We start from the raw sequence: 14,501 nt of genomic DNA on the forward strand, positions 1-14,501 counted from the left end.
GGCGACCTGGCTGGTCAGGGGGCAGGGGTTTCATGGAGACCGAAGGCACGTACGAGTCACGCGACACCCGGGGGAGCGGCGAGCCGCGCGACCCCCGGGCAGGCGAGCCGCGTGGGCCTGGCGGGTCCGAGGCGCGTGATGCCCGGGGGAGCGAGTCGCGTGAGTCTCGTGGGGGCGACGCGCGTGACGCCTGGGGGAGCGAGTCGCGTGAGCCCCATGGGGCCGAGGCGCGTGAGCCCCGGGCTGGCGCGGTGCCGCGCCCGGCGGGTCCGCCGGTGCCGTCCGGGGTGCCCGTGCCGTCCGCGACGTCCGGGCCGGCCGTGCCGTCCAGCCCGCCCGCGCCCCCCGGCCCCCCATCCCAGGCGCCTTCGGCGGCTTCCGCCGCGGCGCCGTCCCGCGTGCCCGCGCCGCCGGCACACGCGCCCAGCCGGATCGGGGTCGCCGAGTGGCTCCGCATCCCCCGTCCCGCCGCCGCCCCCGGCGTCTGGCGGCTCGGGCACCGCGAGCGGCCAGAGGAGGAGCCCGACCTCGTACCCGGCCGCCAGCTGGTGACCGGCGCGTTCGTCGCGTACCTCTGCGGCTGGCTCCTCTGGTCGCTCCTCTGGAACGGCTATCTGGAGGGGTGGTGGATCTTCGTGAACGACTGGTGGCTGCTCCCCATGCTCTGGCTCGTCCCCGACGAGTGGCGCAACCCCGTGAGCCCCGACTTCGAGGCCTACGTCGGCGCCACCTACCTCTGGTACGCGATCCTCCTCGCCCTCTTCTCCGTCGGCTTCGGCCGCGTCGGCAACTGGCGCGAGGTCTGGCAGCGCTATGGCGTTCCCATCTGGCCCCTGTTCGTGCTCCTGCCGGGTGTCTGGCGCGACATGCCCCGCACCGTCACCTGGCTCACCTGGGTCTCGAACCTCTACTACGTCCTCCTGATCGCCGCCCTCGTCGCGGCCGTCGGCAGGGCCGGCGCCTGGCCCGCGGTGCGGCGACGGTTCGGAACCGGCGACTCCGCGTCCGCGTCCGCCACCCCGCCGCCCCCACCCCGGCCGGAGGCCGACCCCGCCGGCTGGCCCGAGCTGCGGGACGCCGGGCTGCCCGAGGCGGCCGACCGGCTCGCCGAGGCCACCCGGCAGGGCGCGCTCGGGGACGTCGACTACGCCCGGATCCGCCGCGCCTGGCAGGGCGTACGGACCCGTCCCGAACGCCTCGCCGCCTTCACCGAGGCCGTCCGCACCCGGGGCGCCGCCGCCTGCGGCCACCCCTCGGGCCTGCGCGACCTGCCCGTCCGTACCGCCACCCACGACCTCGCCACCGGACAGGTCCTCATCGGCACCGCCGCCGACCACTCCCGTAACCCCTACGCCCGGCGCACCACCGGCGTCGCCCTCGAACCGGCCGTGCTCGGCACCTCACTGCTCGCCGTCGGGCCCGCGGGCGCCGGGAAGACCGTGCGGCTCGTCCGGCCCGTCGTCGAGGCGCTCTGCCTGCAGGCCCTCGCCAACAGGGCCGCCGTCGTCGCCGTCACCGCCCAGGGCGCCGGCATCGGCCCGGACGACTCCTTCGACGTGGTCGTCTCCGTCGGGCGGCCCGGGTCCACCCACGACCTGGACCTGTACGGCGGCTCCGACGACCCCGACGAGGCCGCGCGGATCCTGGCCGAGGCCCTCGTCGGGGACCTCACCACCGACAGCCGCCGGGCCGGCACCGCGCTCGCCCAGCTGATCGGCCCGTTCCGGGCCGCGTACGGCCGCTTCCCCGGCGTGCCCGAACTGCGCGAGCTGCTCGCCGGGACGCCCGAGACGCTCGGCGCGCTCCGGGCCGCCGTCGCCGACGACCCCGCCCAGCTGCGCGAGCTCGACGCGCGGCAGCGCCAGGCGGACCGCGGCGACGAGACGGGTGTCCTGCTCGCCGAGCGCATCGCCTTCCTGGACCGCCCGGCCTTCGCGGGCTTCTTCCGCACGGAGGGCGAGGGAGCGGAGGGCCGGGACGACCGTCCGCAGTTCTCGCTCCGGGCCGTCGAACACCCGCTCCGCGTCCGCGTCGACCTGCCCGAACGCGGGCACGCCGAGGCCTCCCGGATCGTCTCCCGGCTGCTGCTCGCCCAGTTCGCGGAGGCCGCCCTCGCCCGCCGCGACCGCTCGCTCTTCGCCTGCCTGGTCCTCGACGACGCGACGTACACCGTCACCGGCGACTCCGTACGGGCGCTCCAGCGGCTGCGTTCGGCCAACGCGGGCGTCGTGCTCGCGCTGCGCAGCCTGGAGGACGTACCGGAGGCGCTGCGCGGACCGCTGCTCGGGGCGGTCGGCTGCCGGATGGCGTTCGCCGGGATCGCGCCCTGGGACGGCGGCCGGTTCGCCGAGACCTGGGGCACCGAATGGGTGCAGACCCGGGACGTCACCAACCGGCAGATCATCTCCGACGAGCCGCTGACCAAGGCCCTGCACTTCATGCGCCGCCTGGTGACCGGCCGGGCGGCGACGGCGGAGGCCGTGACCGTACGGGAGGTGGAGCGCGAGCGCTGGTCGGCCTCGGACCTCGCGCACGCCGTCCCCGCCGGGCACGCCGTGCTCTCCCTGACCCACGTCCGTGGCGAGCACACGCCACCGCTCCTGGTGGACCTGCGGGGCTGACGGTCGGCCGGGGGGTCGGTGCAGCGGTGTTGCCGGGGCGGCGCGCGGCGGTGTGGCTGAGGCGGTGCGCGGTGTGGCCGGGGGTGGTGCAGCGGTGTTGCCGGGACGGCGCGCGGTGTGGCTGAGGCGGTGCGGGTGTGGCCGAGGTCGTGCGCGGTGCGGCTGAGGCGGCGCGCGGCGTGGCCGAGGTGCTGCGCGGTGGCCGAAGCGGGCGCGCGCGGTGGCCGAGTCGAGCCGAAGCGGGCGCGCGTGGGCCCTGGCACAATCGAGGTCGCCGCTCGGCTGAGCGGCGACCCCTCCCCAAAGGACCGACGGTCCCCAATGCCGCCCACCCTCGCTTCCCTCGCCCAGCACTCGGCGCTCAAGCTCACCGTCCGCGCGGGTGAGGACCGCCTCGACACCCCCGTCCGCTGGGCCCACGTCAGCGAGCTCACCGACCCCGTCCCCTACATGGAGGGCGGCGAACTGCTGCTCACCACCGGGCTCACCCTGGACGCCGGGGACGTCGAGGCGATGCGCCGCTACGTCCGGCGGCTGCTCGGCGCGGGCGTGGTGGGGCTCGGCTTCGCCATCGGCGTCAATTACGACGACATCCCGCCGGCGCTCGTGGAGGCGGCGGGGACGGAGGGTCTTCCGCTGCTCGAAGTACCGCGCAGGACCCCGTTCCTGGCCATCAGCAAGGCGGTGTCGGCGGCCATCGCGGCCGACCAGTACCGGGCGGTCACGGCGGGCTTCGAGGCCCAGCGGGAGATGACGCGGGCGGCGCTCGCGGAGGGCCCGGACGCCGTCGTCGCACGGCTCGCGGCGCACGTGGACGGCTGGGCGGCGCTGTACGACACCTCCGGGACGGTCCTTGCCGCGTCGCCCGAGTGGGCGGCGCGCCGGGCCGCCCGGCTGACGCCCGACGTCGAACGGCTCCGGGAGCGGCCCGCGCCCGCGAGCGCGGTCGTCGGCGGCACGGAGGACCGGGTCGAGCTCCAGTCCTTGGGCACGGGGCGGCGGGTCAGGGGCGCGCTCGCGGTCGGCACGGGCGCGCCGCTCGGGACGGCGGAACGGTACGCCGTGCACTCCGCGATCGCCCTGCTCACGCTGACCACCGAGCGTTCGCGCTCGCTGCAGGCGGCGGAGGCGCGGCTCGGGGCGGCGGTGCTGCGGATGATGCTGTCGGGCCAACCGGACCACGCGCGCGCGGTGGCGGGCGACCTGTACGGCGGGCTACTCGACGCGCCCTTCCGCCTGCTCATCGCCGAGCAGGCGGCGGGGGAGCGGGAGGGCGAGCCGCCGCTGCCGGAGCTGGCCGAGGCCCTGGAGTCGGCGGCGGCGCGGGCGGGCGAAACGGTTCTGACGGTCCCGGAGGGCGAGGAGCGCCTGCTGGTCCTGGCCGGGGACGGCGGGGCGGTCGTCTCGGCCTGCGAGGCGTACGCGGAACGGGACGCGGAGGAGGCCGGCGTCGTCGTCGGGCTCTCCGCCCCGGCGGGCCCGATCGCGGCGGCGGCCGCCTACAAGCAGGCCGAACAGGCCCTCTCGGTCGCCCGCCGGCGCGGCAAGGCCCTGGTCGAGCACGAGGACCTGGCGGCGGGCTCCGTCCTCCCTCTCCTGGCCGACGACGCGGTACGCGCCTTCGCGGACGGGATGCTCCGAGCCCTGTACGAACACGACGCGACGGGCCGCGGCGACCTGGTCGCCTCTCTGCGCGCCTGGCTCTCCCGCCACGGCCAATGGGACGCAGCCGCCGCCGACCTGGGCGTCCACCGCCACACCCTCCGCTACCGCATGCGCCGCGTGGAGGAGATCCTGGGCCGCTCCCTGGACGACCCGGACGTCCGCATGGAACTGTGGCTGGCCCTCAAGGCCACGGGATCGGACGCGGACACCCGCTGAGCGCGGGGCGGCGGAAGGGCGGCCTGGCCTGAGGCGCGCCCAGCGCGAAGGGGTTCCCTCGCCCCGTCGGGGCGGAACCCTCGGTGCGTCCGCGCGGCCCCGGGCCCCAGCGCCCCGGCCGGGGCGCGCTCGGCGCGAGGCGTGAGCTGGGACCAAGCCCCACCCCCGAGTCAGGCGCCCTCCGCGCGGGACGAGAGCTGCCGGGCCGGAGCCAGGGGCGGCCTGGGAACAAGCGCCCCCGCCGGAAGCGCCTCGGCGCGCCCGGCGCGGGGCGCCTGTTGCGGGGCCCTGGTGGCCAGAGACCGGCGCGGCGGAGCCCTCGGCGCGAGCCCCGCGTCGTCCTGGGACCAACCCGCCCCAGCCCCGCGCCGTCCGTCCTGGGGTCCGGGGCGAGCCCCGGTGCGGGAAGGGGCGGGGTGGGGGAAGAGCTCGCCGCAGGCGACCCCGACCCCGACCCCGCCCGCCGACCGCCATCACCCACCCTCATCGCCCACCCACGCGCCCAAAAACCGTCCCCCCTGCCCGAACTCGGGCAGTTTTCCTGGTCATTCGGCCCCGAACTCCCTAATCTCCTGCGCATGACAAGCCCCGCCGAACCGGCTCACGAGGTCCGACCCGACACCCAAAAGCCCGGAACGGGCCCCGCGCCCACCCCCACCCGGCGGATATCCGGCGCAGTCTGGGCGGGCCTCGGGATCGTGTACGTCGTCTGGGGGTCGACGTACCTCGGGATCCGGATCGCCGTCGAGACGATGCCGCCGTTCCTCTCCGCCGGGCTCCGCTTCGTCGTCGCGGGCCTCCTCCTCGTCGCCCTGATCGCCTGGCGCCAAGGCCCCTCCGCGCTCAAGGTCACCCGAGCGCAGCTCGGCTCCGCCGCCCTTGTCGGGCTGCTCCTGCTCCTCGGCGGCAACGGCCTCGTCGTCCTCGCCGAGACCTCGATCCCCTCTGGTCTCGCCGCCCTCCTCGTCGCCGTCGTCCCCGCCTGGGTCGTCGTCCTCAAGGCCGGATTCGGCGAGCGCCCCACCCCCGGGGGCGTGGCCGGAGTCCTCCTGGGCCTGGCCGGCCTCGCGATCCTCACCCTCCCCGGAGTCACCGGAGACGTCCGCATCGGCGGTGTCGTCCTCGTCGTCATCGGGACCCTGGCCTGGTCCGTAGGCTCCTTCTCCTCCTCGCGCATCCAGATGCCCGCCAACCCCTTCACCGCCAGCGCGTACGAGATGGTCGCCGGCGGCCTCGGCTGCGCCGCGGTCGGCCTGATCAGGGGCGAGCAGTACGGTCTCGACCTCGCGGCGATCTCCGCCCGGTCCTGGACCGCCCTCGCCTACCTCGTCGTCTTCGGGTCCCTGATCGCCTTCACCGCGTACGCCTGGCTGCTCCAGACCGCACCGCTCTCGCTCGTCGCCACGTACGCGTACGTCAACCCGGTCGTCGCCGTCCTCCTCGGCGCCCTCGTCCTGGACGAGGCACTCACCTGGCCCATCGCCCTCGGCGGCGCGGTGGTCGTGGCGGGCGTCTGCCTGATCGTGACGACGGAACGCCGCCGCTGACCGGGACCGGACCGGACCGGAGCGGGGCCGGGCCGGACCGAGGCCGGACCGAGGCCGGACCAGGGCCGGACTAGGGCCGGACCAGGGCCGGACCGGGGCGGACCAGGGCCGGACCGGGGGCGGACCGGGGGCGGACCGGACGGGGCCGGAACCCGGACCGGGGCCGGAACCCGGACCGGGGCCGGAACCCGGACCGGGGCCGGAACCCGGACCGGGGCCGGAACCAGAAGCCGGACTAGAACCGGACCAGAATCGGACCGGCGCCGGCGCCGGCGCGAAACCGCACCGGGCCCGCGGCCGGGCCCGCCCCGGGCCCAGCCCCGGGCCCAGCCCCGGGCCCAGCCCCGGGCCCCCGCCCCGGGCCCCCCGAGCCCGCCCCGGCCCCCACGCCCAAGCCGCCCCCGTGCCAATCCGTAAGAGTCCCCCACCCCCACCACTCCACACCGCACAAACCACCCCCCGCCCCCTTCGCCCTAACGTGGCACGAGAGCAATCGCTCGCACCCCCGATACGAAAGGGCCGGGACGCAATGACTGCCACCCACGCCTTCTGGCTCGCCGGCCGCGAGGCCACCGGCGACGCCACCTTCGACGTCACGAACTCCTATGACGGACGACTGGTCGGCAAGGTCAGCGTGCCCACCGAGGCCCAGGTCGAGGAGGCCGTCGCCGCCGCGCACGCCGTCGTCGACGAGTTCGCCGCGAGCCCGGCGTACGTCCGTGCCGCCGCCCTCGACCACGTATCGAAGCGGCTCGCCGAGCGCACCGAGGAGATCGCCCAGCTGATCTCCGCCGAGAACGGCAAGCCCATCAAATGGGCGCGTGGCGAGGTCGGCCGCGCCGTCTCCGTCTTCCGCTTCGCCGCCGAGGAAGCCCGCCGCTTCAACGGCGGAGAGGCCCAGCGCCTCGACACCGAGGCCGGCGGCGTCGGTCGCCTGGCGATCACCCGCCGCATCCCCAAGGGCGTCGTCCTCGGCATCGCGCCGTTCAACTTCCCGCTGAACCTCAGCGCCCACAAGGTCGCCCCGGCCATCGCCGTCGGCGCCCCGATCATCCTCAAGCCGGCCCCGGCCACCCCCATCTCCTCCCTGATCCTGGGCGAGCTGCTTGCCGAGACCGACCTCCCGGTCGGCTCCTGGTCCATCCTGACCGTGCCGAACGACCGCATGCCCGCCCTCGTGCAGGACGAGCGCCTCCCGGTCATCTCCTTCACCGGCTCGGACACCGTCGGTTACGCCATCCAGCAGTCCGTGCCGCACAAGCACTGCACCCTGGAGCTCGGCGGCAACGCCGCCGCCGTCGTCCTCGGCGACTGGGCGTCCGAGCAGGACCTGGACTGGGCGGCGACCCGGATCGCCACCTTCTCCAACTACCAGGGCGGCCAGTCCTGCATCTCCGTGCAGCGCGTGATCGCCGACGCGGCCGTCTACGACCGGCTCGTCCCGAAGATCGTCGCGGCCGTCGAGGCCCAGGTCACCGGCGACCCGGCGGACGACGCCACCGACGTCGGCCCGCTGGTCAACGAGGACGCCGCCAAGCGCGTCGAGTCCTGGGTGGACGAGGCCGTCAAGGGCGGCGCGAAGCTGCTCACCGGCGGCGGCCGCGAGGGCGCGACCTACGCCCCGACCGTCCTCGCCGACCTCCCGGCCGACGTCACCCTGGCCCGCGCCGAGGTCTTCGGCCCGGTCCTCACGGTCACCAGGGTCGACGGCGAGGCCGAGGCCTTCGCCGCCGCCAACGACTCCGACTTCGGCCTCCAGGCCGGCGTCTTCACCCACGACCTGCAGACCGCGTTCCGCGCCCACCGCGCGCTCGAGGTCGGCGGCGTGATCATCGGCGACGTCCCGTCCTACCGCGCCGACCAGATGCCGTACGGCGGCGCCAAGAAGTCCGGCGTCGGCCGCGAGGGCGTCAAGTACGCGATGGACGACTACACGTACGAGCGCGTCCTGGTCCTCACGGGCCTGGCCCTGTAACCCGTACGCAGTAAAGAGCCGACGGCCGGAGCCCACTGTGCGGGGGCTCCGGCCGTCTCCCTTTTTCCGGTTGTTTCCGGCCACGTTCGCAGGCGACCGGTCGCCGTTCGTCTTTCCGAACCGCCCGGAATCGGGTACCACGGACAGTAGCCACAAAGGCACCCGACGAGCGGCGAGGTGAGCTCCTCATGTCCGCACCCACCCAGCGGCCCAAGGTCACGGAACGCGAGGCCCGGCAGGTCGCCGAGGCAGCGCGCGAGCAGGACTGGCGCAAACCCAGCTTCGCCAAGGAGCTGTTCCTCGGCCGCTTCCGGCTTGACCTCATCCACCCCCACCCGCGCCCCTCCGAGGAGGACGTACGGCGCGGCGAGGCTTTTCTCGCCAAGCTGCGCGACTTCTGCGAGACGCGGATCGACGGCCGGCTGATCGAGCGCGAGGCCCGTATCCCCGACGAGGTCGTCTCCGGTCTCAAGGAGATCGGCGCGCTCGGGATGAAGATCGACACGAAGTACGGAGGCCTCGGCCTCACCCAGGTGTACTACAACCGGGCGCTCGCCCTCGTGGGCTCCGCGAGTCCCGCGATCGGCGCGCTGCTCTCGGCGCATCAGTCGATCGGCGTACCGCAGCCCCTGAAGATCTTCGGTACGCAGGAACAGCGCGACGCGTACCTCCCGCGCCTGGCCACCACCGACATCTCGGCCTTCCTCCTGACCGAGCCGGACGTGGGCTCCGACCCGGCGCGGCTCGCCACCACCGCCGTACCGGACGGCGACGACACCTACGTCATCGACGGCGTCAAGCTCTGGACGACCAACGGCGTCGTCGCGGACCTGCTCGTGGTCATGGCCAGGGTGCCGAAGTCCGAGGGGCATCGCGGCGGCATCACGGCCTTCGTCGTCGAGGCGGACTCGCCCGGCATCACGGTCGAGCACCGCAACGCGTTCATGGGCCTGCGCGGCCTGGAGAACGGCCTCACCCGCTTCCACGGCGTCCGGGTGCCCGCGGCGAACCGTATCGGTCCCGAGGGCGCGGGTCTCAAGATCGCCCTCACCACCCTCAACACCGGCCGGCTCTCGCTCCCCGCGATGTGCGTCGGCGCGGGGAAGTGGGCGCTGAAGATCGCCCGCGAGTGGTCGGCGGTAAGGGAACAGTGGGGCAAGCCGGTCGCCCGGCACGAGGCGGTCGGCACGAAGATCTCCTTCATCGCGGCGACCACGTTCGCCCTGGAGGCGGTCGTCGACCTCTCCTCGCAGATGGCCGACGAGGACCGCAACGACATCCGCATCGAGGCGGCGCTCGCGAAGCTGTACGGCTCCGAGATGGGCTGGCTCATCGCCGACGAGCTGGTCCAGATCCGGGGCGGGCGCGGCTACGAGACGGCGGACTCGCTGGCGGCCCGGGGCGAGCGGGCGGTGCCCGCGGAGCAACTCCTCCGGGACCTCCGGATCAACCGCATCTTCGAGGGCTCGACCGAGATCATGCACCTGCTGATCGCCCGCGAGGCGGTCGACGCGCACCTGGCCGTGGCGGGCGACATCATCGACCCGGACAAGTCGCTGGGCGACAAGGCGAAGGCGGGCGCGCGGGCGGGCGGCTTCTACGCCCGCTGGCTGCCGAAGCTGGTCGCGGGCCCGGGCCAACTCCCCACCTCGTACGCGGAGTTCGGCGCGCTCGCGACGCATCTACGATACGTGGAGCGGACCTCGCGGAAGCTGGCCCGCTCGACGTTCTACGCGATGTCGCGGTGGCAGGGCCGGATGGAGCTCAAACAGGCGTTCCTCGGCCGGATCGTGGACATCGGGGCGGAGCTCTTCGCGATGAGCGCGGCGTGCGTACGGGCGGAGTGGCTGCGGTCTTCGGGCGACCCGCACGGGCGCGAGGCCCACGCGCTGGCGGACGCGTTCTGCCGCCAGTCGCGGCTGCGGGTGGAGGAGCTCTTCGGCCGCCTCTGGTCCAACACGGACGACATCGACAGCCGGGTCGTGGACGGCGTCCTGGCCGGCCGCTACGAGTGGCTGGAGGCGGGCGTGGTCGACCCCTCGGACAACGGCCCCTGGATCGCCGACGCCACCCCGGGCCCCTCTCAACAGGAGAACGTCCACCGCAAGCTCCCCTGACGGGGGCCGCCTGACGTGGGGGCGGGCACCGGCCAAGCCGGCCGGTGCCCACCGGCCCCCGGTCGGGGGCGAGCTTCCCGCCTGGGGTGCCCACCGGCCTCCGCTCGCCGAGCCGCCACCCCTCCCGTGTGGGCAATCGTCCCGCTGGGCGGGACGGGTGGGCACAAGGGACGACGGTGCCCTTGCCGGGCCCAGGCTCTCGTGCCCCCCGGTCACCACGGGTGCGGCGCCGTCGTGGGTTGTGCCCACCCGTTCCGCCCTGCGGAACCGCTGCCCACAACCCGGGGGAAGGCGGGTGCGTCCACGCACCGGACGGCCCACCCCCCGCACCCCACCCCCCGCACCCCACCCCCCGGCACCATGGCCCCGTGACCGTCATCGACATCCCCGGCTCCAAGTCCGTCACCGCACGCGCGCTCTTCCTCGCCGCGGCCGCCGACGGGACCAGCACGCTCCTGCGGCCGCTCGTCTCCGACGACACCGAAGGGTTCGCCGAAGGGCTCAAGGCCCTCGGGTACGAGGTCCGGCAGGACGTGGGTGCCTGGCACATCCAGGGGCGGCCCCAGGGCCCCGCCGCCACCGACGCCGATGTCCACTGCCGCGACGGCGCCACCACCGCACGCTTCCTCCCCACCCTCGCCGCCGCAGGCGCCCACGGCACGTACCGCTTCGACGCCTCCCCCCAGATGCGCCGCCGCCCCCTCGGCCCCCTCACCACCGCCCTACGCTCCCTCGGCGTCGACCTCCGCCACCACGAGCACGAGGGCCACCACCCCCTCACCGTCCACGCCGCCGGGATCAAGGGCGGAGCGCTCACGCTCGACGCCGGCCAGTCCTCCCAGTACCTGACCGCGCTCCTCATGCTCGGCCCACTCACCGCCGAGGGCCTCGCCATCACCGTGACCGACCTGGTCTCGGAGCCGTACGTCGAGATCACCCTCGCGATGATGCGGACCTTCGGCGCCCAGGTCACCCAGGAGGGCCGCACCTACACCGTCGCGCCCACCGGCTACCGCGCCACCACCTACGCCGTCGAGCCCGACGCCTCCACCTCCTCGTACTTCTTCGCCGCCGCCGCCCTCGACCCCACCCCCGGCCGCGAAGTCACCGTCCCCGGTCTCGGCACCGGCGCCCTCCAGGGCGACCTCGGCTTCGTCGACGTCCTGCGCCGGATGGGCGCGGAGGTGGAGATCACCGAAACCGCCACCACCGTCCGCTCCACCGGCCGTCTCCACGGCCTCACCGTCAACATGCGCGACATCTCCGACACCATGCCGACCCTCGCCGCCCTCGCGCCCTTCGCCGACGGGCCCGTCCGGATCGAGGACGTCGCCAACACCCGCGTCAAGGAGTGCGACCGCCTCGACGCCTGCGCCGAGAACCTCCGCCGCCTCGGCGTCACCGTCGCCACCGGGCCCGACTGGATCGAGATCCAGCCCGGTACCCCCGAGGGACCCGTCGAGATCGCCACCCACGGCGACCACCGGATCGTCATGTCGTTCGCGGTCACCGCCCTGCGCACCCCCGGCATCACCTACGACGACCCCGGCTGCGTACGGAAGACCTTCCCGGGCTTCCACGAGGCCTTTCCCGAGGTCTTCCCTGACGCCTTCCCTGACGCCTTCCCTCAGGTCTTCCCTTAGGGCTTCCCGCACACCTTCGGCCAGGTCCTCCCGCACACCTTCCGCGCCGGCTTCGGAGCGTTCACCCGCACCCAGTGAAGGGCGCGCGGTCTTTGCGGCAAGAATGGGGGGCATGAGCGACCGCCCCTCTCCTCTCGCCGACCCGCACCTGGTCTTCGATCCGACCGAAGGCCGTCGGGACATCGTCGTCCTCGGCTCCACCGGGTCCATCGGCACCCAGGCCATCGACCTGGTCCTGCGCAACCCCGACCGCTTCCGGGTCACCGCCCTCGCCGCCTCCGGCGGCCGGGTCGCGCTGCTCGCCGAGCAGGCGCACCGGCTGAAGGTCGGCGCCGTCGCCCTCGCCCGCGAGGACAAGGCCCCCGAGCTGCGCGAGGCGCTGACCGCCCTCTACGGCCCCGGTGCCGCGCTCCCCGAGATCCTCGCCGGTCCCGACGCCGCCACCGCGCTCGCCGCCTCGCCCTGCCACACGGTCCTCAACGGCATCACCGGCTCCATCGGCCTCGCGCCCACGCTCGCGGCCCTCGAAGCCGGCCGCACCCTCGCCCTCGCCAACAAGGAGTCGCTGATCGTCGGCGGCCCGCTGGTCAAGGCGCTGGCCAAGCCCGGCCAGATCATCCCGGTCGACTCCGAGCACGCCGCCCTCTTCCAGGCGCTCGCCGCCGGGACCCGCGCCGACGTCCGCAAGCTGATCGTCACGGCCTCCGGTGGCCCCTTCCGCGGCCGTACGCGCGCGGAGCTGGCGAACGTCAGCCGCGAGGACGCGCTCGCCCACCCGACCTGGGCCATGGGCCCGGTCATCACGGTCAACAGCGCGACCCTGGTGAACAAGGGCCTGGAGGTCATCGAGGCGCACCTCCTCTACGACATCCCCTTCGACCGCATCGAGGTCGTTGTCCACCCCCAGTCGTACGTCCACTCGATGGTGGAGTTCACCGACGGATCCACCCTCGCCCAGGCCACCCCGCCGGACATGCGCGGCCCGATCGCCCTCGGCATCGGCTGGCCCGAGCGCGTCCCGGACGCCGCTCCCGCCTTCGACTGGACCAAGGCATCCAGCTGGGAGTTCTTCCCGCTGGACACCGAGGCCTTCCCCTCCGTCGGACTCGCCCGCCACGTCGGCGAGCTGGGCTCCACCGCGCCCGCCGTCTTCAACGCGGCGAACGAGGAGTGCGTCGAGGCGTTTCTCGCCGGAAGGCTGCCCTTCAACGGAATCATGGATACGGTCACGGCAGTCGTCACCGAGCACGGCACCCCCGACCGGGGAACCCAGCTCACGGTGTCGGACGTCCTTGAAGCGGAGACCTGGGCCAGGGCCCGGGCCCGAGAACTGGCAGCACAGGCTGCGAAGGCGACCGCGGAGGCGCGCGCATGACCGTACTTCTGACGCTTCTCGGCATCGCGCTGTTCGCGTTCGGGCTGCTCGTCTCCATCGCCTGGCACGAGCTCGGCCACCTCTCCACGGCCAAGCTCTTCGGCATCCGCGTGCCCCAGTACATGGTCGGCTTCGGCCCGACGATCTGGTCGCGGAAGAAGGGCGAGACGGAGTACGGCATCAAGGCCATCCCGGCCGGCGGCTACATCCGGATGATCGGCATGTTCCCGCCCGGCAAGGACGGCCGGATCGAGGCCCGCTCCACCTCGCCCTGGCGCGCCATGATCGAGGACGCCCGCGAGGCCTCCTTCGAGGAGCTCCAGCCCGGCGACGACAAGCGGCTCTTCTACACGCGCAAGCCGTGGAAGCGCGTCATCGTGATGTTCGCCGGCCCGTTCATGAACCTGATCCTCGCCGTGCTGCTCTTCTTCGGCAGCGCGATGGCCGTCGGCTTCGAGACGCAGACGACCAAGGTCGCGGGCGTCACCAACTGCGTCATCGACCAGAGCGAGAAGCGCGACGCCTGCCGGTCGACCGACCGGCCCTCGCCCGCCAAGGCGGCCGGTCTGCTCGAGGGCGACCGGATCGTCGCCTTCAACGGCGAACGCGTCACCGACTGGAACACCCTCTCCGACCGCATCCGCGCCACCACCGGCACGGCCACCGTCACCGTCCAGCGGGACGGCAAGGAGCTGGACCTCAAGGCCACGCTCCTGGAGAACAAGGTCCTCAAGAAGGACGCGGACGGCCAGGTCGTGCAGCCCGCGCAGTACGTCTCCGCCGGCTACCTCGGCTTCGAGTCCGGCCGCGAGGTCGTCCCGCTCACCTTCGGCGAGTCCGCCTCCCGGATGACCGACCAGCTCCAGGCCGGCTTCGAGTCCGTCCTCGCCCTGCCCGGCAAGGTCCCGGACCTCTGGGACGCCACCTTCGGCGACGGCGAACGCAAGCAGGACTCGCCCGTGGGCGTCGTCGGCGCGGCCCGGATCAGCGGCGAGCTGATGAGCATCGAGGCACCGGCGGAGACCCGCCTGGTCTTCTTCCTCCAGCTGCTCGTCATGTTCAACGTCTCGCTGTTCCTGTTCAACATGCTGCCGCTGCTCCCGCTCGACGGCGGTCACATCGCCGGCGCCCTGTGGGAGTCCGTACGCCGCAACACCGCGCGGATCTTCCGGCGCCCCGACCCGGGCCCGTTCGACGTCGCCAAGCTGATGCCGGCCGCCTATGTGGTGGCGGGCGTGTTCGTCTGCTTCACGCTGCTCGTCCTCGCGGCGGACATCGTCAACCCGGTGAAGCTGACGTGACCCTCGGGCGGCCGGACCCCCGGGGTGTCCGGCCGCCCGCC

General features: G+C 74.1%; 8 protein-coding genes. All 8 read left to right on the top strand.

Annotated elements, in window-relative coordinates; translation table 11 throughout:
- Positions 1-398: 398 nt before the first annotated feature.
- The 8 genes from ACFWRO_RS32405 to ACFWRO_RS32440 all read left to right on the top strand — a co-directional run bounded on the left by ACFWRO_RS32405 (position 399) and on the right by ACFWRO_RS32440 (position 14,460).
- Positions 399-2,621 (top strand): ATP/GTP-binding protein, encoded by a 2,223-nt coding sequence (locus ACFWRO_RS32405; protein ID WP_384516725.1) that lies wholly within the window; start codon positions 399-401, stop codon positions 2,619-2,621.
- A 321-nt stretch (positions 2,622-2,942) separates the two neighbouring features.
- Positions 2,943-4,502: a PucR family transcriptional regulator gene (locus tag ACFWRO_RS32410; RefSeq protein ID WP_384516728.1), complete on the top strand. Its 1,560-nt coding sequence runs from the start codon at positions 2,943-2,945 to the stop codon at positions 4,500-4,502.
- Between the two features lie 578 nt (positions 4,503-5,080).
- On the top strand, positions 5,081-6,049 hold the full coding sequence (locus ACFWRO_RS32415; protein ID WP_384516731.1) for an EamA family transporter: 969 nt from the start codon (positions 5,081-5,083) through the stop codon (positions 6,047-6,049).
- Positions 6,050-6,578: 529 nt separating this feature from the next.
- A complete protein-coding gene (locus ACFWRO_RS32420; RefSeq protein ID WP_384516733.1) occupies positions 6,579-8,024 on the top strand; it encodes an aldehyde dehydrogenase family protein in 1,446 nt (481 codons plus the stop codon).
- 188 nt (positions 8,025-8,212) lie between these two features.
- On the top strand, positions 8,213-10,141 hold the full coding sequence (locus tag ACFWRO_RS32425) for an acyl-CoA dehydrogenase family protein (RefSeq protein ID WP_384516736.1): 1,929 nt from the start codon (positions 8,213-8,215) through the stop codon (positions 10,139-10,141).
- Positions 10,142-10,509: 368 nt separating this feature from the next.
- Complete coding sequence (aroA, locus tag ACFWRO_RS32430) at positions 10,510-11,784, top strand: 3-phosphoshikimate 1-carboxyvinyltransferase (protein ID WP_384516739.1); 1,275 nt, start codon at positions 10,510-10,512, stop codon at positions 11,782-11,784.
- A 112-nt stretch (positions 11,785-11,896) separates the two neighbouring features.
- Complete coding sequence (gene dxr, locus ACFWRO_RS32435) at positions 11,897-13,159, top strand: 1-deoxy-D-xylulose-5-phosphate reductoisomerase (protein WP_384516742.1); 1,263 nt, start codon at positions 11,897-11,899, stop codon at positions 13,157-13,159.
- Positions 13,156-14,460 (top strand): M50 family metallopeptidase, encoded by a 1,305-nt coding sequence (locus ACFWRO_RS32440; protein WP_384516745.1) that lies wholly within the window; start codon positions 13,156-13,158, stop codon positions 14,458-14,460. Before dxr ends, ACFWRO_RS32440 begins: the two co-directional genes overlap by 4 nt.
- The last annotated feature ends 41 nt before the right edge of the window (positions 14,461-14,501 follow it).

It is taken from the genome of Streptomyces sp. NPDC058579 (genome assembly GCF_042718575.1).
Classification (GTDB): domain Bacteria; phylum Actinomycetota; class Actinomycetes; order Streptomycetales; family Streptomycetaceae; genus Streptomyces.